The 21,479-nt window shown below is 56.8% G+C and carries 21 protein-coding genes and 1 other RNA gene; 11 read left to right on the top strand and 11 right to left on the bottom strand.

The window, feature by feature from the left end:
- Positions 1-23: 23 nt before the first annotated feature.
- The 5 genes from AC1RPZ_RS07465 to AC1RPZ_RS07445 all read right to left on the bottom strand — a co-directional run bounded on the left by AC1RPZ_RS07465 (position 24) and on the right by AC1RPZ_RS07445 (position 6,470).
- Entirely contained in the window at positions 24-1,019 is a 996-nt protein-coding gene (locus tag AC1RPZ_RS07465; RefSeq protein WP_493136300.1) for an asparaginase, read from the bottom strand.
- A gap of 101 nt (positions 1,020-1,120) precedes the next feature.
- Positions 1,121-2,341, bottom strand: coding sequence for a hypothetical protein (locus AC1RPZ_RS07460; RefSeq protein WP_493136298.1), 1,221 nt, complete (start codon positions 2,339-2,341; stop codon positions 1,121-1,123).
- Positions 2,342-2,357: 16 nt separating this feature from the next.
- Complete coding sequence (locus tag AC1RPZ_RS07455) at positions 2,358-3,245, bottom strand: nitrilase family protein (RefSeq protein ID WP_493136296.1); 888 nt, start codon at positions 3,243-3,245, stop codon at positions 2,358-2,360.
- Between the two features lie 176 nt (positions 3,246-3,421).
- Complete coding sequence (locus tag AC1RPZ_RS07450; protein WP_493136294.1) at positions 3,422-5,368, bottom strand: flavin monoamine oxidase family protein; 1,947 nt, start codon at positions 5,366-5,368, stop codon at positions 3,422-3,424.
- A 313-nt stretch (positions 5,369-5,681) separates the two neighbouring features.
- Positions 5,682-6,470 (bottom strand): MBL fold metallo-hydrolase, encoded by a 789-nt coding sequence (locus AC1RPZ_RS07445; protein WP_493136292.1) that lies wholly within the window; start codon positions 6,468-6,470, stop codon positions 5,682-5,684.
- Between the two features lie 89 nt (positions 6,471-6,559).
- On the opposite strand from AC1RPZ_RS07445, the gene AC1RPZ_RS07440 reads away from it, so the two are divergent.
- Complete coding sequence (locus tag AC1RPZ_RS07440) at positions 6,560-7,528, top strand: GlxA family transcriptional regulator (protein ID WP_493136290.1); 969 nt, start codon at positions 6,560-6,562, stop codon at positions 7,526-7,528.
- A gap of 114 nt (positions 7,529-7,642) precedes the next feature.
- On the opposite strand, the gene AC1RPZ_RS07435 is transcribed toward AC1RPZ_RS07440, so the two are convergent.
- Positions 7,643-8,539, bottom strand: coding sequence for a GlxA family transcriptional regulator (locus tag AC1RPZ_RS07435; RefSeq protein WP_493136451.1), 897 nt, complete (start codon positions 8,537-8,539; stop codon positions 7,643-7,645).
- Positions 8,540-8,782: 243 nt separating this feature from the next.
- Between AC1RPZ_RS07435 and AC1RPZ_RS07430 the strand changes: the two genes are divergently transcribed.
- Positions 8,783-9,919 carry an acyl-CoA dehydrogenase family protein gene (locus AC1RPZ_RS07430; protein ID WP_493136288.1) on the top strand — a complete coding sequence of 379 codons (1,137 nt, stop codon included), beginning with the start codon at positions 8,783-8,785 and terminating at the stop codon, positions 9,917-9,919.
- 104 nt (positions 9,920-10,023) lie between these two features.
- Here the strand turns inward: AC1RPZ_RS07430 and AC1RPZ_RS07425 are convergent, their stop codons facing one another.
- The gene (locus AC1RPZ_RS07425) at positions 10,024-11,064 is read right to left on the bottom strand and encodes an NADP(H)-dependent aldo-keto reductase (RefSeq protein ID WP_493136286.1); all 1,041 of its coding nucleotides are present in this window, start codon (positions 11,062-11,064) and stop codon (positions 10,024-10,026) included.
- 248 nt (positions 11,065-11,312) lie between these two features.
- Between AC1RPZ_RS07425 and rplM the strand changes: the two genes are divergently transcribed.
- From rplM to AC1RPZ_RS07390, 7 genes are all read left to right on the top strand, one after another.
- Complete coding sequence (gene rplM / locus AC1RPZ_RS07420; RefSeq protein ID WP_019693576.1) at positions 11,313-11,741, top strand: 50S ribosomal protein L13; 429 nt, start codon at positions 11,313-11,315, stop codon at positions 11,739-11,741.
- Positions 11,742-11,755: 14 nt separating this feature from the next.
- A complete protein-coding gene (rpsI, locus tag AC1RPZ_RS07415) occupies positions 11,756-12,148 on the top strand; it encodes a 30S ribosomal protein S9 (RefSeq protein WP_002555064.1) in 393 nt (130 codons plus the stop codon).
- Positions 12,149-12,400: 252 nt separating this feature from the next.
- Positions 12,401-12,994, top strand: a complete 594-nt coding sequence (gene petA / locus AC1RPZ_RS07410) for a ubiquinol-cytochrome c reductase iron-sulfur subunit (protein ID WP_493136284.1) — start codon at positions 12,401-12,403, stop codon at positions 12,992-12,994.
- Positions 12,994-14,205 carry a cytochrome b gene (locus AC1RPZ_RS07405; RefSeq protein ID WP_201120579.1) on the top strand — a complete coding sequence of 404 codons (1,212 nt, stop codon included), beginning with the start codon at positions 12,994-12,996 and terminating at the stop codon, positions 14,203-14,205. The genes petA and AC1RPZ_RS07405 overlap by 1 nt, the downstream gene beginning before the upstream one ends.
- Positions 14,205-14,987 carry a cytochrome c1 gene (locus AC1RPZ_RS07400; protein WP_493136281.1) on the top strand — a complete coding sequence of 261 codons (783 nt, stop codon included), beginning with the start codon at positions 14,205-14,207 and terminating at the stop codon, positions 14,985-14,987. The genes AC1RPZ_RS07405 and AC1RPZ_RS07400 overlap by 1 nt, the downstream gene beginning before the upstream one ends.
- Before the next feature lie 150 nt (positions 14,988-15,137).
- Positions 15,138-15,755 carry a glutathione S-transferase N-terminal domain-containing protein gene (locus tag AC1RPZ_RS07395; RefSeq protein ID WP_103319119.1) on the top strand — a complete coding sequence of 206 codons (618 nt, stop codon included), beginning with the start codon at positions 15,138-15,140 and terminating at the stop codon, positions 15,753-15,755.
- Positions 15,756-15,771: 16 nt separating this feature from the next.
- Positions 15,772-16,185: a ClpXP protease specificity-enhancing factor gene (locus tag AC1RPZ_RS07390; RefSeq protein ID WP_493136279.1), complete on the top strand. Its 414-nt coding sequence runs from the start codon at positions 15,772-15,774 to the stop codon at positions 16,183-16,185.
- 125 nt (positions 16,186-16,310) lie between these two features.
- Here the strand turns inward: AC1RPZ_RS07390 and AC1RPZ_RS07385 are convergent, their stop codons facing one another.
- From AC1RPZ_RS07385 to AC1RPZ_RS07370, 4 genes are all read right to left on the bottom strand, one after another.
- A complete protein-coding gene (locus AC1RPZ_RS07385; RefSeq protein ID WP_493136277.1) occupies positions 16,311-16,889 on the bottom strand; it encodes a BON domain-containing protein in 579 nt (192 codons plus the stop codon).
- On the bottom strand, positions 16,886-17,479 hold the full coding sequence (locus tag AC1RPZ_RS07380) for a phosphoheptose isomerase (protein ID WP_003171862.1): 594 nt from the start codon (positions 17,477-17,479) through the stop codon (positions 16,886-16,888). The genes AC1RPZ_RS07385 and AC1RPZ_RS07380 overlap by 4 nt, the downstream gene beginning before the upstream one ends.
- 101 nt (positions 17,480-17,580) lie before the next feature.
- Positions 17,581-17,943, bottom strand: coding sequence for a YraN family protein (locus AC1RPZ_RS07375; RefSeq protein ID WP_493136274.1), 363 nt, complete (start codon positions 17,941-17,943; stop codon positions 17,581-17,583).
- Positions 17,943-19,754: a penicillin-binding protein activator gene (locus AC1RPZ_RS07370; RefSeq protein ID WP_493136273.1), complete on the bottom strand. Its 1,812-nt coding sequence runs from the start codon at positions 19,752-19,754 to the stop codon at positions 17,943-17,945. The genes AC1RPZ_RS07375 and AC1RPZ_RS07370 overlap by 1 nt, the downstream gene beginning before the upstream one ends.
- A gap of 208 nt (positions 19,755-19,962) precedes the next feature.
- On the opposite strand from AC1RPZ_RS07370, the gene rsmI reads away from it, so the two are divergent.
- Together rsmI and rnpB are read left to right on the top strand one after the other, a co-directional pair.
- Complete coding sequence (gene rsmI / locus AC1RPZ_RS07365) at positions 19,963-20,835, top strand: 16S rRNA (cytidine(1402)-2'-O)-methyltransferase (RefSeq protein WP_493136271.1); 873 nt, start codon at positions 19,963-19,965, stop codon at positions 20,833-20,835.
- Between the two features lie 75 nt (positions 20,836-20,910).
- An RNA gene (gene rnpB / locus AC1RPZ_RS07360) (RNase P RNA component class A) lies at positions 20,911-21,264 on the top strand.
- Positions 21,265-21,479: the final 215 nt, after the last annotated feature.

Below are 21,479 nucleotides of genomic sequence, written 5' to 3'. Positions count from 1 at the left end.
TTGCAGGCCTTTCTTTGTTTGCGTCAATTTCGAAACTGGATGTCATCTTTGAGATAGTGAGCCAGCTCATCTAGTCGCTGGCAGCCAATGAGCAGCCAAAGCAGGATTCTGGCTTTGCGCGGACAGAGAAATCCAGCCATCGCTGCGCCTTTACGGATCAGATCCATCTCGCCGCCGATGAAGCCGTAGGAGGATTGAGCGGTGGAGCCTGAGCCGGTCCGGGTCGCAATGATGACCGGGATTTCTTTTGCGATTGCTTCGATGGCGTCAGCCCAGCGCTCTGAGACGTGTCCTGCGCCGAAACCAGCAATCACCAGCCCGTCGTAGCCCAGTTCGAGGATGTTTTCTAACATCAAGGTGTCGGCAGACAGAGATGCTTCCAGCATGGCAATCGTCTGTGTTGTCTGTTGTGGCAAGGGTAAAAGCTTCCGGCGGGACGGCTGGCGTAGATAGCGGACGGTTCCCTCCAGGAGCATTCCTGCGGGACCAGCGACTGGGGAGGAAAACGCCTGCAACGCCAATGAATCGGTTTTGCGGACGACGCTCGCTTGGTGAATCTGGCCGTTCATTGCCACTAGAACGCCTCGCTGACGGCTGTTTTCAGCCAGTGCGACTCGGCAAGCATCCAGCAGATTCGCCGGACCATCGGCCCCTGCTTGGGCTGCCGAGCGCATGGCGCCGGTCAGGACCAGTGGTTCGTCGTGGTCCCACAAGTAATCGAAAAATGTTGCGGTTTCTTCGAGGGTGTCCGTGCCCTGAGTGATGACAACGCCAATAGCGCCTTGCTCAACCTGGTATCTCGCCCAGGAAAGGACGCTCAGCAAGAGCTCGAAATCCAGTGAGGCACTTGGGAATAGGCCGAGTGTTTCAACGGTCACTCGGGCCAGTTTCTTCAGTTCCGGTACTGAGGCCAGCAGGGTTTCACCGCTGACGGTCGGGATAACACCTTCACCAGCATGCCTGGCTTGCATGCTCACGGTACCGCCGAGCGCAGCAATAGCCAGTTTGGGGAGGTTCATGTCATACCTCGTTCGATTGGATGTGATTAAAAAGGTGGCTGTACCCAGTCTTGAGCGACAGGACTTCGGTACAGCCGAATGGGAGAAGTGCGGCATGAAATTTATGGGGTTATGAGGAACCCGATTAGCGGAACAATCAGCAAGGTGCTGATGGCCATGGACAGGACATTCCCTATGTAGGAGTGCATATCAGCCGGTAACCTCTTGGCAATCACACACGCCAAAGGTGGCGCAATAAGTGCCCCTAACAGCGCACTTGAACCTATTACCTGCCAACTGCCGCCATAGGTCAGAACCACCGCCGGCACTACGGACACCAGCGGAATGTAGGTGGGATACCAGCCGCGCAATATCCATTGTCGACGCCAGATCACCACGCCTAAAGCTGACGTCAAAGCCTGCGCTCCGATCAGTTGTGGCAGCAAACCTGAGCCGTATGCCGGACTCATGGGGTTCAAGGTGTAAGCCAGCAATGCACCGAGTAACAGGCCGAGGCTGGCCAGTTCATTGCCAAAGAAGGGCGCTTCCGAAAAGTCTGCCAACACCCGACGCAGGCTCCAGAAGATTCCGTAGTCGGGCGTCTTTGATAGGGCGGGTGTGGCCGCAGATTCGGATGGCTCCTCAAATGGGGCGGATTGCTCGGACTTCACCAGGCTCGGCACGTAACGACAGAGCAGAAAGGCAAAGACGCTGGCGACGGCCATGCCCGTGACATTGCCGATCACGGCGGGTAAGCCCAGTGGATTGCAGACGTAGTTAACGATTAGTAAACACATTGGGGTGACAAGAATGGCACCCATGATGGCTCCGTTGATCGTCACTTTCCAGCCACCGCCAAACATCAGCACCATCGCCGCTGGCAGTGAAACAAAGGCTGCAAACGTCGGTTGCCAACGGGTGGCCGTGACCGTCCAGCCCCACAGCAGGTTACTCAGCAGCAGTCCAAGCAGCGAACTGGTGATCAGCCACGGCCATAGCCCGCTGCCATAGGAGATTGCAAAGCCTTGCCAGGATTTCCCCGTTCGATTGGCCCAGTAACCCAGATAGGCTCCCGCCAAGAGTCCAATAGAGGCGAACTCGTGCTTGTAGAATGCAACCTCGCTGATGTCTCCCAGTACCCAGCGCAACCAGGCACTCGGCTCGGGGAGGCTCGTCACCATGTGACTGTAGTCTGGCCAATGGGCTGACCAGGAAGAGCGGTTGGTGAATGAAAGCCAGATAATCAGGAGTGTTGTGCCGATCATCAGCAGGAAGATCGCAGTATCAAGCGGCGATCTGCTGGCAAGTCGGTTCAGCCGATGTTTTTCGGTTGCGGTATCCATGAGTGATGACCCCTTATCAGCGCGGGAGACAAGGGTGTTGGGTGTAACCGAGCATTTGATCGTAGAGATCGGCTCGACGATCGCGATGCAGATCGTTCAAGTTGTTCCAGATGGGCGCGCTACGGGAGCTGGTCAGGTCTATGTCGGCAAACAGGATTTCCTGCTTGTCCGCTGAAGCTACTGCGCCAATCGGCCAGCCATTGGTGCCGGCAATCAGTGAGCAGCCCAGGTATCGGGCACCTCGTTCTTCGCCGATCCGGCTGGCGGCTGCAATAAACACGTTGTTGACGTGAGCTGCCGTCATCGTCAGATACGAAGCCATGCATTTGCCGGCGTCATCGAACAGGGGCGGAGGCGTCCAGACCCAGTTGTTCAAACTGCAAATGATGTCCGCGCCTTGCTGACTCAGGATGCGCGGCACTTCCGGGAACCAGATATCCCAGCAGATCAACAATCCGATACGGCCTATTGGTGTATCAAAAACCGGGAAGCCCAGATCGCCTGGAGTGAACCAGAGTTTTTCCAGGTTCCACAAATGGGCTTTCCGATATTTCCCGATAAAACCGTCAGGTCCAACAAGAACGCCGGTGTTGAAGAGCCGCATGCCGTCGCGTTCGGTCAGGCCGGCCACGAGGTAAACCTTGTGTTTGCAGGCGAAATCCATCCAGCTTTGCATGCTCGGTCCGCCGGGAACCGCCTCGGAGTGATCGAAAGCATCCTGCCGATTGCTGAAGAAATAGCCGGTATTTGTAAGCTCAGGCATAACGATGAGATTTGCCCCTTCATTGACCGCTTGTAGCGCCAGCTCCAGGCTGTGATGCAAATTCCCTTCACGATTCTCTATGCCGACTTGTGGGTCGAATTGCACGACTGCAACACGAACAGGACTCGTTGACTCACTCATTTGCGCTGACCTCTTATTATTGTTTTTCAACCTGTGTAGTTGTGTGTTTATAAGAGTTGAACCGGTGAGTGAGCGAAAGTCAGCGGCTTCCGTTAAGTGTGTAGTCCTTTTCCCAAGATGAACGAGGTTGAGCCAATACACAGCGTGCATCGACTCTTTAGCGGGGAAGGTCTAGGTCAGGTCCTGAGCTTGTATTCTGGATAGTCACTCATGGAAAAGCCGCCATTGAATGTGGCTTCGGTCTTATTGCAGATATGAATGACTGCATCGACGGCACCTCGAAAGCAAGGCTCTGTCCAGCCTGCATCGACTGAAAAAGACTCGCCAGAAAAATAGAGGCCAGAAATATGTGAAAAATCTCTGTTGTACTTCATCAAACCCACGGCGTCGTAGTAGGTTCCGGGCCTGTACAATTTTGCACACCCCAAAGCATTTTTATCGGTCATCCAGCGTTGGACGACTGCTTGATCAATGCCGATATAGGGAGAGAATTTTTCCTGGATATTGGCGGAGTTCATAAGGATTCGATCAAGCTCTTCTGCGCATTTCGTAACCAGCTCTTTGTCAGTGAAGGACGCGAGTTTGGTTGCGTCATCCTCCCATGTGTAACTAAGAAGGATGCAGTCATAGTTATAGCTATCGTTATAGCGATAGGTATAGATGTCATGAATGAAGCTGTCTGTGACGATGGCTTGTGGGATGTTGGTGTTTTTCGACAAGAATGATTTTTTTAACGGTGCATAGACTTTGCAACTGGTTTCCCAATGAGCGGTTTTATAGGCATTGATCGTTTCGAATGGAAGCATTTCTTGATTGAAGTTCTCGAGCTTGATTCGAGTCTCGATCAGCCATGAGGGAAGGGTCATGATGATTGAATCAAAGTCGTCGAATAATTCCTGAGTTTGCCCGGGGTGGCTCGATTTCCAGTTGTAGTAAACGCGTATTTTTTGATTGTCCAGTTTTTTCAGTTTTGTGACAGACGAGTCCGTGAGGAAACCGTTACTGCGCTCAAGGCAGTGTTCGTAGAAGGATTTTCCGGTTTCGTCTGTTTTCATGAATAACAGGCATTCATCCAAAGAGGCGAGCCCGATATAGCGAGGTCTGTCGAAACCCAGCCCCTTGGAGTCAAAAACGGCTTCGCTGTGCAGGTGTGGTGAGGCTATCGGTTCACCGGTCGCGTCCACTCGGCCATGAATCAGTTGCAGCTGGCTGCTGAATCCAAAAATTGCCGTACGCAGGGGATAAAGCGAGCAGACATCGTAGAAGGCGCCCCAGCTACCGTCACCGATGCCTATCGAATAGAAAATGGCGGACTCGTCCGGGGACATTCCCATCCCGCCGAAGTCTCCTGGCGAGCTTTCATGCCAAGCGTCTACTATTGGCATGCTGACCAGGTCGCGAAAAGAAATGCCCTCGTATTTTTTGACGATGTCAGCCCACATGGCTTCCCATCGTTGGCTGGCATAAACCTCTGCTACGTGGTGGGTCATGCGGTCAGCAAATGCTTTCCACTTGGCGTAAACCCGTTGAAGCTCCTCGCCAGGAGGTGGTGTCAGACCGTCTTCATTTGTCCATATCAACATCTGTGGAGTAGCGCCGCCTCCCATGCTTCCTTCTCGAAGATAGATGCCAGTCGACGTTACCCACTGGCTTCCGGGATTGGGGAAGTCTGAAATAGCCAAGTCAAACTCCTTGGCGTAGTAAGCCATCAGGGACTTACCTTCTTTAGGCGGTTCGTCTGCTTTGTTGAAGAAGGGCATACGCATCGCCCCCATTTCAAAGGGTGTATGACTTTCTACGGAGTTTCGGCTTCCGGGGATTGTAAGGTGTCTGCCGCCTATGCGCTTGGATTGTTCTATAAGCGTTATATTGGTAAAGCCGCAACGATAAAGCTCTCTGGCGGCAGTGAGTCCAGTCACACCTGCACCAATGACGCATATTTTATGATTGGGGTTGGACGCGTTTGCGATGCCGTGTTCTTGTTCTACTAATGCTCGATAGTCAAAACATAAGTCTGGCGGGTTCGGGAAACGAGCGCTCCACTTGTTATCAGATGAGCGCTTTGTTCGAATGATATCGTTAGCAATATGTGACGGGTAGTTGTAACTGGAGCCGATAGTCATTGTTGATCTTCCCTGATGTGTGCATATTTTGTTTGCAGGGATGTATGTTGAGGTCTTGAGCAGTCGGCTAACAAGTGTAAGGCTGAGTTATCTATTACTCTGGTTTCCGATTTTCTCGTAGGATAAAGGCTCGCGAAGCGAGGTGTTGCGTTTAGATCGCAATGTCGAGTTGGAATTGTTAGTTACATAACGCTGCTGAAACAGGCGCCGCTCCTCAGTCGTCTGCTGGAAATGCAGTCCCACGGCGCGGGCGCACAAGCCGTAACGGTCTACGTGAGGCGCGGCGGACCCTTTCCATGGGGCTGCCGCGTCCTCATTGAGCCGGGGCCGGGAATTCCAGCAGGTCTCCGTCGTTCGGGATCAGCAGGCGCGCCTCGAGGCTGGCCTGTTGGGCGGCGCTGGCCAGTGACTGGCGTGTCACGGGGCAGTGGCTGAGTGCTTCAAGGTGATTGGCGACTACTGTGCCTGATGACTGCTGAGTGAATGCAAGCACCTCATCAATCCCCATGATGATGTCCCCACCCAAATCGAAACGCGCGCCGCCAGCCGGCACCACAGAAACGTCTGGGCGGTGGCGCGCAACGAACGCCTGAACGGCCGGCGTGAGCAGCGTATCGCCCGTCAGGTAGAGGCTTGGCTCGCCAGGCATTTCAATCAAATAGCCCACGCCATGTTCCATCATCTTGCCGACCAGTCCCCGCCCATGGGTGCAGCGAATCGTGCGGATCTGACCTCCGAGGAGGGCGCTCGGTTGCTCGTGATCAGCCGGTAAAGGCTGAACATTCAAATCATGCTCGGTCAGATGGGCAGCGTCGTGCGGCGTGCAGATGACTGGAATTCGAGTCTCGCGCAGCCACTTCTTGGCGGCGCGATCGAGGTGGTCGAAGTGTCCTTTCTGGCAATGGGTAATCAGGCAGTGGGTGACGGACTCCAGTGCGGCCGATGCCGAGCCGGGTAGCTCGACCAGTGGGTTGCGGTCTCTTGCGCTGAAGATGCGCAAGGGTGGAAGTGCGTGTTTTCGAGCCAGCATCGGGTCGATCAAAATTCGATGGGGACCGAGTTCCACAATAATCGTCGCGTTGCGTAGCTGATGGATTTTCATGGCAGTACCTCTGGGAAGAGCCGCCATTGTGTCCAGTCGCGTTGCGCCACAGAATGGCAGGCCCAGACATAATTAATTCGATTTCAGCCATGACCCCACCTCTTCGAATCGGTTTGCTGCTTTTCCCTCGTTGCATGCCCGCCGGGTTGTTTGCGTTTGCCGATTTGTTGCACGCGGCCAATCGCCGAGCCTCGAGTACGCTCTTTGAAACGCGCTTCGTTGCAGTGCAGGCGGGTGCGGTTGAATGCGCTCAGGGCCTGTCGCTACACGTCGACAGCTCATTGGCGGAGGCTGATTTTGACGCGCTGTTGATCCCCGGTTTCTGGGCCGAGTCAGCGCAGCAGGTCGACGAGATGCTGGCCGCCAATGTCTCTTTGGTTGCGGCTTTGTCGGCACGTTCGAAGAAACTGCAGTTGTGGAGTTATTGCAGCGGGGTCTGTCTGTTGGCCGCGAGCGGGAAACTGGAGGGGCAGCCGGCGACAGTGACGTGGTGGCTGGCAGACGTTATGGCGCAGCGGCATAAGGCCGTGAAGTGGCAAAGCGAGCGTCACTGCATCATTAATGCGCTGACGGCTACCGCGTCCGGTGTGAACGGTTACTTGCCCATTGCTCAGGCCTTGATTGAGCGGTATGTCAGCCCGGAGGTGTTTCGCGACCTCACCAGGCTGATGGTGCTTGCGCGTCCGGCCCAGGCGCATAGCGCCTTTGCGGCCATGAGCCTGATCGAGCAGTCCAGCAAGCTACTGCGCCAGTTGCATGCACTGGTTGAGCAGTTGCCGGCTGAACAGATAACCGTGCAGCGATTGGCAGAGCATCTCGGCATGTCCGAGCGCACCCTGTCGCGTAAGGTGAGCAGTGAAACCGGTGTTGCCGTCGCAACCTATGCTCGCTGTATCAAGCTGAACCAGGTCAGCGAACGCCTCATCCTCACGTCCACTGCGGTCAACACGATCAGTGCGGAGTTGGGCTTCAGCAGCGACTCCAACCTGCGGCGCATGTTCAAGGAGCTGACAACGTTGACTCCGTTGGAGTACCGGCAGCGGTTCGGGCGGTATTGATGTGGAGGGCAGGGATGCCGGACTCGAACGCGAATACCTTGAAAAAGGGTCTGCAATGCAGACCCTTTTTTGTGCGCCGAGGAACCAATGTGGGATGTGTATTGAGCCCTTGGTTTACGCGGCCTGCTGAAACTGCTGCCGATACTGGTTCGGTGACAACTCCGTGTGCTGGCGGAACAGCCGGGCGAAGAAGCTTGCGTCGTCGTAACCGACTTCGTAGCTGATGGTCTTGATGCTTTTGCGGCTGGCGGACAGCAGGCCCTTGGCGGTTTCGATGCGCAGCCGTTGCAGGTAGTGCAGCGGCTTGTCGCCGGTGGCGGTCTGGAACCGGCGCATGAAGTTGCGGATGCTCATGCCGTGTTCGCGGGCGACGTCTTCGAAGCGGAACTTGTCGGCAAAATGCTCTTCGAGCCAGTGCTGGATCTGCAGGATGATCACGTCCTGGTGCAGCTTCTGCCCGCCGAAACCGATGCGCCCGGGTGAATAGCTGCGCTGCACTTCATACAGAATGTCGCGGGCCACGGCTTGGGCCACGTTCGCTCCGCAGAAGCGCTCGATCAGGTAAATGTAGAGGTCACAGGCCGAGGTGGTGCCGCCGGCGCAGTACAGGTTGTCGGCGTCGGTCAGGTGCTTGTCCTGATTGAGCTGAACGTTAGGGAAGCGCTCTTCGAAGGCGTTGAAGAAGCGCCAGTAAGTGGTCGCTTCCTTGCCATCGAGCAGGCCGGCCTCGGCGAGCCAGAACACCCCGGTGGCTTCGCCGCAGAGCACCGCACCGCGCGCGTGTTGCTCGCGCAGCCACGGCAGCACCTGTGGATAACGTTTACAGAGGGTTTCGAAATCGTCCCAGAATGCCGGAAGGATGATGATATCGGCGTTTTCCAGGCCACCGTCCACCGGCATGATCACGTCGCTGAAGCTGTTGACCGGTTTGCCATCGGGGCTGGCCAGGCGGGTTTCGAACGCCGGGGTCAGGCCGTGGCCCAGTTGTTTGCCGTAACGCAGGCTGGCCAGATGGAAGAAATCCTTGGCTTGCATGAGGGTGGAAGCAAAAACCCCGTCGATAGCCAGGATGCTGACGCGCCGCAAGGGCGTGGAGAGTTGGATAGACATATTCAATTTATTCTTATAGGGGAAAGTGGTCACCAAGCGGCTGGATCGTCTTATTTTTTGTCTGATGTGTCCAGTGTCCTGTTATCTACTGGAGGCTTAGGCTCTGGGATTCATTTGCGATTAACAATAATGACAGGTGCCCCGATGATCCCCAGAACCTTGTTCAGTTCCGAGCACGAACAGTTTCGCGACAGCGTACGAACTTTCCTCGAAAAAGAGGCCGTGCCATTTCATGCTCAGTGGGAAAAACAGGGCTATATCGACCGCAAACTGTGGAACAAGGCAGGGGAGGCGGGGATGCTCTGCTCCCATCTGCCGGAAGCGTACGGCGGGTTCGATGCGGACTTCCTCTACAGCGCCGTGGTGATCGAAGAGGTGGGGCGGCTGGGGTTGACCGGTATCGGTTTTTCCCTGCATTCGGACATTGTGGCGCCGTACATCCTGCATTACGGCAGCGAAGTGCTGAAGCACAAATACCTGCCGAAGCTGGTCTCGGGCGAAATGGTCACCGCCATTGCCATGACCGAGCCAGGCGCCGGCTCCGACCTGCAAGGGGTGAAAACCACTGCGGTGCTGGATGGTGACGAATACGTGATCAACGGCTCGAAAACCTTCATCACCAACGGCTTTCTCGCTGATCTGGTGATCGTTGTGGCCAAAACCGATCCGAAGGCCGGGGCCAAGGGCACCAGTCTGTTTCTGGTGGAGGCGAACACGCCGGGCTTCGAAAAGGGTAAACGCCTGGAGAAGGTCGGCATGAAAGCGCAGGACACTTCCGAGCTGTTCTTCCAGGACGTCCGTGTGCCCAAGGAAAACCTCTTGGGGCAGGCCGGGATGGGGTTCGCCTACCTGATGCAGGAATTGCCGCAGGAGCGTCTGACGGTCGCCATCGGCGGTTTGGCCTCAGCCGAGGCGGCGTTGCGGTGGACCCTGGATTACACCCGCGAGCGCAAGGCGTTCGGCAAGGCGATTGCGGACTTTCAGAACACCCGCTTCAAACTGGCGGAGATGGCCACGGAGATTCAGATTGGCCGGGTCTTCGTCGACCGCTGCCTGGAGCTGCACCTGCAAGGCAAGCTCGATGTGCCGACGGCGGCGATGGCCAAATACTGGGGCACCGACCTGCAATGCAAGGTGCTCGACGAATGCGTGCAGCTGCATGGCGGTTACGGATTCATGTGGGAATACCCGATCGCCCGAGCCTGGGCGGATGCGCGGGTGCAGCGGATTTATGCCGGGACCAATGAAATCATGAAGGAGATCATCGCTCGGTCGCTTTGATCGTGAGCTGACCGGGCGGCCGCCATCGCGAGCAAGCTCGCTCCCACAGGTACAGCGTAATCCTTGTGGGAGCGAGCTTGCTCGCGATTGGGTTCATGAATCGATCAAGGTGCCGGATTCGGGTGATCCTTGTGAATCGCCTCGATCCCCGCCAGCACTTCATCCGACAGCTTCAGATCGACACTGGCGATGTTGCTGTCCAGCTGTTCCAGCGTGGTCGCGCCAATGATGTTGCTGGTGACGAACGATTGCTGGGTCACGAACGCCAGGGCCATTTGTGCCGGGTCCAGGTCGTGTTCACGGGCCAGTGCCACGTAACGGCTGCATGCGGCTTCCGACTGCGGGTTGAAATAGCGGCTGAAGCGGCTGTAAAGGCTCAGACGACCTTTCGCCGGGCGAGCCCCACCTTCGTACTTGCCTGAGAGAAAACCGAACGCCAGCGGCGAATAGGCGAGCAGCCCGCATTGTTCGCGGATGGCGATTTCCGACAGGCCGATCTCGAAGCTGCGGTTGAGCAGGTTGTAGGGGTTCTGGATCGATACCGCGCGCGGCCAGCCACGGGCTTCGGCCAGGGCGAGGAAACGCATGGTGCCCCACGGCGTTTCATTGGACAGACCGATGTGGCGGATCTTGCCGGCCTTTACTTGCTCGTCCAGCGCTTCGAGGGTTTCTTCCAGTGGGGTGAGGTTGGCTTCGATTTTGTGTTTGTAGCCCAGCTGACCGAAGAAGTTGGTGCTGCGTTCCGGCCAGTGCAACTGATAGAGGTCGATATAGTCGGTCTGCAAGCGCTTGAGGCTGGCATCGACGGCTTCAGTGATGTGCTGGCGGTTGTGCCGCAGGTTTTTATCGCGGATGTAGTCGATGGTGTTGCCGGGGCCGGCGATCTTGCTCGCCAGAATCCAGTCGGCGCGATCGCCACGGCTCTTGAACCAGTTGCCGATATAGCGCTCGGTGGTGGCGTAGGTTTCAGCCTTGGGCGGCACTGGGTACATCTCGGCGGTGTCGATGAAATTGATTCCGGCGCTCTTGGCCCGTTCAATCTGTGCGAAGGCCTCTGCCTCGCTGTTTTGCTCGCCCCAGGTCATGGTCCCGAGGCAGATTGCGCTCACGTTCAGATCGGTACGGCCCAGCTGTCGATAGTCCATCGGGTAGTCCTTGGAGGAAAACAATCATAAAAGCAGGTTGAATTTTTTTTCGCAATCTGCATAATTGCGCACCTCTTTCTGCAGTGGAAGTGATGCGCCGCCTGCCGAAGAATCTTGCCGTTGAACGGACGCGCCGACCCGAGCCCCCGATAGCGTCTGTACCCGGCTGCCTTTGACTTGTCAAAGTACGCACTATTCAGTAAGATCCGCCGTCTAAATTTACAGGGCGGCCCCTGAGGCTATAAAGAATGAAAACTTTTACTGCTAAACCGGAAACAGTAAAGCGCGACTGGTTTGTCGTCGACGCTGCTGGTCAGACCCTGGGTCGTCTGGCCACCGAGATCGCGAGCCGTCTGCGTGGCAAGCACAAGCCTGAGTACACTCCTCACGTTGACACCGGCGACTACATCGTCGTTATCAATGCCGAGCAGATTCGTGTAACCGGTGCTAAAACCACCGACAAAATCTACTACTCCCACTCCGGTTTCCCGGGCGGCATCAAGTCGATCAACTTCGAAAAGCTGATCGCTAAAGCCCCTGAGCGCGTGATCGAGACCGCGGTCAAAGGCATGCTGCCTAAGAACCCGCTGGGTCGCGACATGTATCGTAAGCTGAAAGTCTATGCGGGCGCTGCACACCCTCATACTGCTCAGCAGCCCCAAGAACTGAAGTTTTAACGGAATAGTTCATTATGTCGGCGACTCAAAATTACGGCACTGGCCGTCGCAAGACCGCAACCGCACGCGTTTTCCTGCGTCCGGGTACTGGTAACATCTCCATCAACAACCGCTCCCTGGATAATTTCTTCGGTCGCGAAACTGCCCGCATGGTAGTTCGTCAGCCGCTGGAATTGACTGAGACTGTCGAGAAGTTCGATATCTACGTCACCGTGATCGGTGGTGGTGTAAGTGGTCAAGCTGGCGCAATCCGCCACGGTATCACTCGCGCTCTGATGCAGTACGACGAAACTCTGCGCGGTGCTCTGCGCAAAGCGGGCTTCGTTACTCGCGATGCACGTGAAGTTGAACGTAAGAAAGTGGGTCTGCGTAAAGCGCGTAAGCGTCCGCAGTACTCGAAGCGTTAATTCGCTTTCGCGTTCAAAGCGCCCAGTCTCCTCGCGGAGCTGGGCGTTTTTTTTGTTTGAAGATTTATGATGTGACAACTTGCCACATCCGTAGAGCCCCTATACTACAAGGCTTGGCGCTGAGGCCGGGTGGTAATTACCTTGTCAGAACTGGGGCTTTTCATTACCATTCTGCAAAATTTTTATAAGTTCAGATTTTTACTTAGTAGATGCCTGATTTAACAGGCCACAAAGCTGATGGGAGAGGACTGAATGAGCAATGACGGCGTGAATGCAGGCCGGCGTCGCTTCTTGGTAGCAGCCACATCCGTGGTGGGTGCTGCAGGAGCGGTGGGGGCTGCGGTCCCGTTCGTGGGGTCATGGTTTCCCAGTGCCAAGGCGAAAGCCGCAGGTGCACCGGTGAAAGTGAATGTCAGCAAAATCGAACCAGGTCAGCAAATGATTGCTGAATGGCGCGGCCAGCCGGTATTCATCGTCCGCCGTACCCAGGAGATTTTGGGGAATCTCACAAAGATCGAGGGTGACCTCTCTGATCCAGACTCCAAGAATTCGGTACAACCGACTTACGTGGACCCCAGGACGCGTTCGATCAAGCCGGAAGTTCTACTGCTGATCGGTATTTGCACGCACTTGGGTTGTTCGCCGACTTTCCGTCCAGAAGTAGCACCCGCCGATCTTGGCCCGAAATGGGTAGGTGGTTATTTCTGCCCTTGCCACGGTTCCCACTACGATCTGGCTGGCCGCGTCTTCAAGTCGCAACCTGCGCCTTTGAATCTGCCAGTTCCCCCGCATTCCTATGAGTCGAACGACATTATTGTCATCGGCGTCGATACGGAGAAAGCGTGATGAGCAAGTTCATGGATTGGGTTGATGCGCGCTTTCCCGCCACTAAAATGTGGGAAGACCATCTCAGCAAGTACTACGCCCCGAAGAACTTCAACTTCTTCTATTTCTTTGGCTCCCTGGCGCTGTTGGTTCTGGTTAACCAGATCGTAACCGGTGTCTGGCTGACAATGAGCTACACCCCGTCGGCGGAAGAGGCATTCGCCTCCGTCGAATACATCATGCGCGACGTCGAGTACGGCTCGATCCTGCGTCTGCTGCACTCCACTGGCGCTTCGGCGTTCTTCATCGTGGTTTACCTGCATATGTTCCGTGGCTTGCTCTACGGTTCGTACCAGAAACCGCGTGAGCTGGTGTGGGTCTTCGGCATGCTGATCTACCTGGCGCTGATGGCTGAAGCCTTCATGGGTTACCTGCTGCCGTGGGGCCAGATGTCCTACTGGGGCGCCCAGGTGATCATCTCGCTGTTCGGTGCGATCCCGGTCATCGGTAACGACCTGACCCAGTGGATCCGTGGTGACTACCTGATTTCGGGCATCACCCTGAACCGCTTCTTCGCCTTGCACGTCGTGGCCTTGCCGATCGTGATTCTCGGTCTGGTGGTGCTGCACGTTCTGGCGCTGCATGAAGTCGGTTCGAACAACCCCGACGGCGTGGACATCAAGAAACACAAAGACGAAAACGGCGTACCGCTGGACGGCATTGCCTTCCACCCGTACTACACCGTGAAAGATATCGTCGGCGTGGTGGTGTTCCTGTTCATCTTCTGCTCGATCGTGTTCTTCTTCCCGGAAATGGGCGGTTACTTCCTCGAGAAGCCGAACTTTGAAGTGGCGAACGCCTTCAAGACCCCGGAACACATTGCCCCGGTCTGGTACTTCACCCCGTTCTACGCGATTCTGCGGGCGATTCCGGACAAGCTCATGGGCGTGGTTGCCATGGGGGCTTCGATTGCCATGCTGTTCGTCCTGCCGTGGCTTGACCGGAGTCCGGTCAAGTCGATGCGCTACAAGGGCTGGCTGAGCAAAATCTGGCTCTGGGTGTTCTGCATCTCCTTCGTGATTCTTGGCTGGCTGGGTGTCATGGCGCCTACCCCGGAACGTACATTGCTGTCGCAGGTGTGTACCTTCCTGTACTTTGCCTACTTCATTCTGATGCCGTTCTACACCAGGCTCGAGAAGACCAAACCGGTTCCGGAAAGGGTGACTGGCTGATGAAAAAGCTATTTGCTGTACTGATTCTTGCTGCTTTGCCTGTCTTGTCCTTCGCGGCCGAGCACGGTGGTCCAGAGCTGGAAAAAGTCGATATCGACGTCTCCGATAAAGCGGCAATGCAAGATGGCGCACGTACGTTCGCCAACTACTGCATGGGCTGCCACAGTGCCAAGTTCCAGCGCTATGAGCGCGTTGCCGACGATCTGGGGATTCCTCATGATCTGATGCTGAAGAACCTGGTGTTCACTGGCGCCAAGATCGGCGACCACATGAGCACCGGCATGCAGCCGGCAGACGCCAAGGCCTGGTTCGGCGCAGCGCCGCCTGACCTGACGCTGGTGGCTCGCGTTCGTGGGACTGACTGGCTCTACGGTTACCTGAGGTCTTTTTACGAAGACCCGGCTCGTCCTTGGGGCGTGAACAACAAGGTGTTCCCGAACGTCGGTATGCCTAACGTTCTGGTCGGCCTGCAGGGTCGTCAGGTGGTAGGATGCAAACAAGTTCAAATCGTCGAAAACGGCAAGAAGCAATATGACCCGTTGACTGGCACGCCGCTGACTCATGAAGCGTGTGATCAACTGACCATCGTGCCGAAAACCGGAGCGCTGAACGAAGAGCAGTTCGACGAGAAGGTCAAGAATCTGGTGACCTTCCTGGCCTACTCGGCCAACCCGGTGAAGCTGCAGCATCAGCGCATCGGTACCTATGTGTTGCTGTACCTGGCGTTCTTCTTCGTATTCGCTTACTTGCTCAAGCGTGAATACTGGAAAGACGTGCATTGATAAAGCGTTAAGCAATTGCTGTTAATCGTGCGCGCCCAAGGGCGTCTCTGAACGTGTAACGAGTCTGGTCATCCAGGCGTTACGAGAGGCGCCCTCTGGGCGCGCTCGTTTTTCCGCTCCCGATCATTTCAACAAGCGAGGAGGACCGCCATGGGCGTGACCAATCGGTTGGCCTGTTACTCCGACCCCGCCGACCACTATTCCCACCGAGTGCGCATCGTACTGGCAGAGAAGGGTGTCAGCGCCGAGATCATCAGTGTGGAGGCGGGTCGTCATCCGCCAAAACTGATCGAAGTGAACCCTTACGGCAGCTTGCCCACCCTGGTCGATCGTGACCTGGCGTTGTGGGAGTCGACCGTGGTGATGGAATATCTGGATGAGCGTTACCCGCATCCACCTTTGCTGCCGGTTTATCCAGTGGCGCGTGCCAACAGCCGTCTGCTGATTCACCGTATTCAGCGTGACTGGTGTGTGCTGGTGGATCTGATTCTGGATTCGCGGACCAAGGAGCCGGCACGTGTGCAGGCTCGCAAGGAATTACGTGAAAGCCTGACGGGCGTTTCGCCGCTGTTCGCCGACAAGCCGTTTTTCTTAAGTGAGGAACAAAGTCTGGTGGATTGTTGCCTACTGCCAATACTCTGGCGTTTACCGATTCTGGGTATTGAACTGCCGCGGCCTGCCAAGCCGCTGCTTGATTACATGGAGCGCCAGTTTGCGCGTGAGGCTTTCCAGGCGAGTCTGTCTGGTGTCGAACGCGATATGCGCTGAGGCTTAAGGAGCCGCTATGAACTCCAGTCGACCTTATTTGGTCCGCGCGCTCTATGAGTGGATTGTGGACAACGATTGCACCCCGCACATGCTGGTCAATTCCGAGTATCCGTCGGTGCAGGTGCCGCAAGGCTTTGCCAGTGACGGGCAGATTGTCCTGAACGTATCGCCTGCGGCGGTGCGTCATCTGCACATGGACAACGATGCGGTCAGCTTTGAAGGGCGCTTCGGTGGCGTGCCGCATACACTGTACGTGCCTATCGCTGCGATCCTGGGTATTTACGCCCGGGAGAACGGCCAGGGCATGGTGTTCGATCTGGAATCGCCTATGGAAGACGAGGAAGAGATCGAGCCGGACGATGATCTTCCGCCACCCGACAGCGAGCCACCGCGTCCCAGCGGCCGGCCAAGCTTGAAGGTAGTGAAGTAATAAAAAAGGCGATCCGCATGGATCGCCTTTTTTATTACGTAGGAGCTGCCGAAGGCTGCGATCTTTTGATTTTAAAAAGCAAAGTCAAAAGATCGCAGCCTTCGGCAGCTCCTACAGACCGTTCATCAGTCGATGTACTCGAACAGTTTCACAATCTTTTGTACGCCGGAAACGCCTTGCACCAGGTTGGTGGCCTGGTCGGCTTCCTGTTTGGTCAAAAGGCCCAGCAAGTAGACGATACCGTTCTCGGTCACGACCTTGATGCGCGAGCCGGGAATGCTGGCGTCGGCGATCATCTGGGTTTTGATCTTGGTGGTCAGCCAGGCATCGTTATTGCGGGCCAGTATCGACGAAGGCTGCATCACTTGCAGTTCGTTGTGCACGGTCTTTACCCGCTGAACCGCAGCGGCGGCTTGTCCGGCCAGTTCCTTGAGGTCCGGGCGTGGCGTTTGCCCGGCGAGCAGCACGACACCGTTGAAGCTGGTGACGATGATGTGCGAGCCATTGTCCAGGTCTGGGCTGGCCTTGGCCACGTTCACGCCGACCTTGGTTTCGATCAGGGAGTCGTCGATCTTGCTGCCGAAGGTTCGAGTGCCGCGATCGTCTTCAATGGGGGCTTCGCGGGTCGCGGTGAGTACCGAGGTGCAGCCGCTGATGCCCAAGCTTAGAGTCAAGGCCAGAAGGCCAAGGCGATTAAGGGTCATTCTTCACTCCCGAACAATTGGCTGTCGATCAAGTCGCAAAGACAATGGATCGTCAGCAGGTGGACTTCCTGAATACGTGCAGTGACATTGGCCGGTACGCGAATTTCAACGTCTTCGGGCAATAACAGCGAAGCCATGCCGCCGCCATCGCGTCCGGTCAATGCTACGACAATCATTTCACGATCATGTGCGGCCTGAATCGCTTGAATAATGTTTGCCGAGTTGCCGCTGGTGGAGATCGCCAGCAGCACGTCGCCGGGTTGGCCGAGCGCGCGGATCTGTTTGGAGAAGATTTCGTTGTAGCTATAGTCGTTGGCGATCGAGGTGATTGTCGAGCTGTCGGTCGTCAGCGCAATGGCCGGCAGGCTCGGGCGTTCGCGCTCGAAGCGGTTGAGCAATTCGGAGGAGAAGTGTTGTGCGTCACCGGCTGAACCGCCATTGCCACACGAGAGCATTTTGCCTTCGTTGAGCAGGGCGTTGACCATCACCTGGCTGGCTTGCTCGATGTGCGGTGCAAGTACGTCCATCGCCTGTTGCTTGGTATCGATACTGGCCTGAAAAAGCTGGCGAATTCGGGATTGCATGTCCATCTGTGTGACCTTAAGTAGCGCGGCTTGGTGGCACAGCAATGTGCGGCCCGCAAAGCAAAGAGCAAAAGTGTTGAGTGAAGATCGGCCTTGCCTTTGAGCAGTCAGCTGTCAAAGGCGTTCCTTAGCCAGTTCAAATGAGCCGCGCTGCCGTCTATGGCAACTACGTCGAAACGGCAGGGGGAGTTGGCCCAGCGCGACTCGCGCTGCAGAAAATACTGCGCGGCGAGTATCAATTTCTGACGCTTGCGCGCATCGATGCTGCCGAGCGCGCCACCCCATTGGGTGTTTTGTCTGTAACGGACTTCGACGAATACTACTGTATCGCCGTCAAGCATGACCAGATCAAGCTCGCCGCGTTTACACAACCAGTTCTGCGCCAGGAGGCGCAGACCTTGTTGCTGGAGATGCTTGAGCGCCTGGCTTTCAGCCTCTCGACCGCTTTGTTGGCGTGACCTGTCGGGCATCAGCGTGGCGTGTCGGGCAGGCGTTGAACCTGACCGTTGATGAACTGTGCCCACGGCAGCTGACGTTGAATGCGTTGCGACGATGTCATGCTCAGGCTGCCCGACTGACCTTCGACGCTGCTGTCTGGCAGTGCCTTGAGTTGGCCCAGGCGCGGAGCCAGGCGGTAGGCGTCGACACCCATCGCGTACAGGCGACCCAGGCTGCCTGCGGCTTGTGGCCATTGGGTGGTCACTTGCCTGCGCAGTGGGTCGTTGGCGTCCAGCAACCATGGGGTTTCGCAGAAGCGAATGCCGTTCATGTCGTTGTACTGGTTCTGGTCGCCACTGGCACTGAACACGTGGGAGGTGGCGTAAACCGGTACGTCACCTGCGTATTGGAAGTTCAGCGTTGGCTTGATCTGCTGGGCTTGTTGCGGTGTCGAGGCGAGGAAGATGAACTCGATGTCCTGACGGCGCGAAGGCTGTGCAGCAACCTGTGAGCCTACGGTGCTTTGCAGGCTCTTGGCGCGGCCTTCGCTCTGACGCAGCTGGAACAGATCGGCGATTTGCTGGGCCAGGGCCACCGGCTGATCAACACGCTCGATACCCACGACGGTGCCGCCGTTGGCTTCCCAATCCTGGCGGAAGGCTTTGAGCACGCGATCGCCCCATTCGCCTTTCGGCACCAGGGCAGCGGCGCGGTGCAGGCCGTCGGCACGTGCCCGGCGGGAAACTTCGCGGGCTTCGTCTTCGGCAGCCAGGCCGAACTGGAACAGTTGGGCCGGACCTTGTTCGCCTTCGCTATAGTTCAGCGCCAACGTGGTGATCGGCAGTTGCGGGCGAGCGCTGAGTTGTTTGACCAGCGGTTTTTCCAGCGGGCCGATGACCAGTTGCACGCCGTCGGCTTGTGCCTTGCGATAGAAGTCGTCCAGCGAAGTCAGGCGCGAGCTGTCATAGAACTCGATGGCAGGCGGCTTCTGTCCGGCTTGTTGGGCCTGATAGTGCGCGGCCATGAAACCTTCGCGCAGGGCTTTGGCGACCGAAGCCAGCGGGCCGTCTTGCGGCAGCAGCAGGCCGATCTTGCTGACCGGTTGGCTTGCCAGTTCCTTGAGTTTGGTCAGCGGCAGTGGCAGCACAATGGCGGCAGGGTGTTTAGGGTGCTGGGCGCGCCAGTTATCGATGGCGGCCTGTTGCTGTTCCAGCGTAGCGGCGTTTTTCACCGCCACGGCCAGGCTCATCCAGCCGCCGAGGTCGTCGGTGGTGATGGGTTGCAGTTGATCGGTTGGCAGCGACGCAATGAGTGCCCAGATGGCCTCATGGTTTTTACTGGCCGCATCGCCGCTAAGCATTGGGGCGATGAAGATGCGCTCGCGGGCGGCGGCCAAGGTCTGGCCGTCAGCTTCAAGGGCGCGGGCATGCACGGTGCCGGTGCGCACTTGCTGCTCGACCGGCATTTCACTCAGGCGTTGCAGGCTCGGATGGCTCAGGGCGGTCAGCGCCGCCTTGGGCTGGTTGCGAGTCATCGCCAGTTCGGCGGCCAGGGTGCTGGCAAAAACCTGTTGGCCGGGCTTCAGTTGGTCCATCGGGACCTGTTGAAGTATTTGTGCAGACTGGCCGGCGTTGCCCTGGCGGTAGGCCAGGTCTGCCGCGCTCAGGCGCAACAGGGCGGCCTTTTCCGGAGTGTTGTTGGTGGCAGCCTGTTCGAGCAGTTGCTCGATACTGGCATCCGTGGTCCGTGGAAGGTCGCCAAGGCTGGACGAGGGCGAGCTGGCGCAAGCCGCCAACAGGGCAGCGAGGCAGAGGGCAGAGAACAGCCGCAGGCAAGCGATCATGTAATGTTCCTGATACTCGATCAAATTAGCGTGGAATTGTACCCAAGCACTGGCCGGGGCGCGATGTTACTGGCGTTAAACGTTCAATTTAGATCGTGTAAATGTTACCGAGCTCAACAAAAGGGCTCGGCGCAAGATGATCGCTGCGCGCATTCAAAGCACTTCTACGCGCTACAATGCCGGTTTTACCGATCATGAGGTGTGCGCTTTGACTGCTCCAGGTGCTTTGAATTCCGCTGCTGGCTCGCTTTATGTGGTGGCGACGCCCATCGGCAACCTGGACGACATCAGCGCGCGGGCACTGAAAATACTGCGTGAGGTGGCGTTGATCGCTGCTGAAGACACGCGTCACTCCTTGCGGTTGATGCAGCATTTCGGGATCGCCACGCCGCTGGCAGCCTGTCATGAGCACAACGAGCGCGATGAGGGCAGTCGCTTCATCACGCGCTTGCTGGCCGGTGACAATGTCGCGCTGATCTCCGACGCGGGTACGCCGCTGATCTCCGATCCGGGTTATCACCTGGTGCGTCAGGCGCGGGCGGCAGGTATCAATGTAGTACCGGTTCCCGGTGCTTGCGCGCTGATTGCGGCCTTGTCTGCGGCGGGGTTGCCATCTGACCGGTTCATCTTCGAAGGCTTTTTGCCGGCCAAGGCCGTGGGTCGACGTGCGCGTCTGGAGACCATAAAAGAAGAGCCGCGCACGCTGATCTTTTACGAAGCGCCGCACCGGATTCTTGAGTGCTTGCAGGATATGGAGCTGGTGTTCGGTGCAGAGCGTCCGGCCTTGCTCGCTCGTGAGCTGACCAAAACCTTCGAAACCCTCAAGGGGCTGCCGTTGGCCGAGTTGCGGGCATTCGTTGAAAACGATAGCAATCAGCAGCGCGGCGAGTGCGTGGTGTTGGTGGCGGGTTGGTCGGCGCCAGAGAGTGAGGAGGCAGTGAGTAGCGAGGCGATGCGTATTCTCGATCTGTTGCTCGAAGAAATGCCACTCAAGCGTGCCGCGGCTCTGGCGGCGCAAATTACCGGTGAACGCAAGAATGTTCTCTATCAAGTCGCCCTGGATAAACAGAAAGGCGAGTAAGAACGCGGGTTGCAGGGCGGCAAAAGGCTTTTATCGCTTGTTCTTCGGGCTCTCTGCCGTTAACCTTTGCGGCGGAGAGTCGATTGGACAGTCGCTGCCCTCTATGAAAATTAGGGGGGGGAGGAAAGTCCGGGCTCCATAGGGCGAAGTGCCAGGTAATGCCTGGGAGGCGTGAGCCTACGGAAAGTGCCACAGAAAATAACCGCCTAAGCACTTCGGTGCCGGTAAGGGTGAAAAGGTGCGGTAAGAGCGCACCGCACGACTGGCAACAGTTCGTGGCTAGGTAAACCCCACTTGGAGCAAGACCAAATAGGGTCCCAAGGCGTGGCCCGCGCTGGGACCGGGTAGGTTGCTAAAGATGTCCAGTGATGGCCATCGTAGACGAATGACTGTTCAAGACAGAACCCGGCTTATAGATCGACTCTCCACCTTTTTTTCCTTCTGCTTGAATCATAGGCAGAAGGACTTGGTAATACTGATTAGCCACCTGCTGATCCCCTGGTAGTGGCATCGATGTAATGGCGATTACCCTCCCTGCTTGAATCAATAGCAGAAGCGCTTTTGTAATACCGAAAAAATCTTACTCTTAACAAATCACTTTAACTTCTGAACGTAGCCTTCAGTGCTGCTTCAAGTTATCGGGC

Source organism: Pseudomonas sp. GW822-FHT02D10 (assembly GCF_058802345.1).
This window is presented reverse-complemented; position numbering and strand designations above follow the sequence as displayed.

What these genes read in the sequence shown, in the direction of transcription:
- AC1RPZ_RS07430 (WP_493136288.1), top strand. Translation starts at nt 8,783, where the DNA reads ATGATCCCCAGAACCTTGTTCAGTTCCGAGCACGAACAGTTTCGCGAC.
- AC1RPZ_RS07395 (WP_103319119.1), top strand. Translation starts at nt 15,138, where the DNA reads ATGGGCGTGACCAATCGGTTGGCCTGTTACTCCGACCCCGCCGACCAC.
- AC1RPZ_RS07400 (WP_493136281.1), top strand. Translation starts at nt 14,205, where the DNA reads ATGAAAAAGCTATTTGCTGTACTGATTCTTGCTGCTTTGCCTGTCTTG.
- AC1RPZ_RS07405 (WP_201120579.1), top strand. Translation starts at nt 12,994, where the DNA reads ATGAGCAAGTTCATGGATTGGGTTGATGCGCGCTTTCCCGCCACTAAA.
- AC1RPZ_RS07370 (WP_493136273.1), bottom strand. Translation starts at nt 19,754, where the DNA reads ATGATCGCTTGCCTGCGGCTGTTCTCTGCCCTCTGCCTCGCTGCCCTG.
- AC1RPZ_RS07380 (WP_003171862.1), bottom strand. Translation starts at nt 17,479, where the DNA reads ATGGACATGCAATCCCGAATTCGCCAGCTTTTTCAGGCCAGTATCGAT.
- rplM (WP_019693576.1), top strand. Translation starts at nt 11,313, where the DNA reads ATGAAAACTTTTACTGCTAAACCGGAAACAGTAAAGCGCGACTGGTTT.
- AC1RPZ_RS07455 (WP_493136296.1), bottom strand. Translation starts at nt 3,245, where the DNA reads ATGAGTGAGTCAACGAGTCCTGTTCGTGTTGCAGTCGTGCAATTCGAC.
- rpsI (WP_002555064.1), top strand. Translation starts at nt 11,756, where the DNA reads ATGTCGGCGACTCAAAATTACGGCACTGGCCGTCGCAAGACCGCAACC.
- AC1RPZ_RS07450 (WP_493136294.1), bottom strand. Translation starts at nt 5,368, where the DNA reads ATGACTATCGGCTCCAGTTACAACTACCCGTCACATATTGCTAACGAT.
- AC1RPZ_RS07440 (WP_493136290.1), top strand. Translation starts at nt 6,560, where the DNA reads ATGACCCCACCTCTTCGAATCGGTTTGCTGCTTTTCCCTCGTTGCATG.
- AC1RPZ_RS07460 (WP_493136298.1), bottom strand. Translation starts at nt 2,341, where the DNA reads ATGGATACCGCAACCGAAAAACATCGGCTGAACCGACTTGCCAGCAGA.
- AC1RPZ_RS07425 (WP_493136286.1), bottom strand. Translation starts at nt 11,064, where the DNA reads ATGGACTATCGACAGCTGGGCCGTACCGATCTGAACGTGAGCGCAATC.
- petA (WP_493136284.1), top strand. Translation starts at nt 12,401, where the DNA reads ATGAGCAATGACGGCGTGAATGCAGGCCGGCGTCGCTTCTTGGTAGCA.
- AC1RPZ_RS07375 (WP_493136274.1), bottom strand. Translation starts at nt 17,943, where the DNA reads ATGCCCGACAGGTCACGCCAACAAAGCGGTCGAGAGGCTGAAAGCCAG.
- AC1RPZ_RS07445 (WP_493136292.1), bottom strand. Translation starts at nt 6,470, where the DNA reads ATGAAAATCCATCAGCTACGCAACGCGACGATTATTGTGGAACTCGGT.
- AC1RPZ_RS07465 (WP_493136300.1), bottom strand. Translation starts at nt 1,019, where the DNA reads ATGAACCTCCCCAAACTGGCTATTGCTGCGCTCGGCGGTACCGTGAGC.
- AC1RPZ_RS07385 (WP_493136277.1), bottom strand. Translation starts at nt 16,889, where the DNA reads ATGACCCTTAATCGCCTTGGCCTTCTGGCCTTGACTCTAAGCTTGGGC.
- AC1RPZ_RS07390 (WP_493136279.1), top strand. Translation starts at nt 15,772, where the DNA reads ATGAACTCCAGTCGACCTTATTTGGTCCGCGCGCTCTATGAGTGGATT.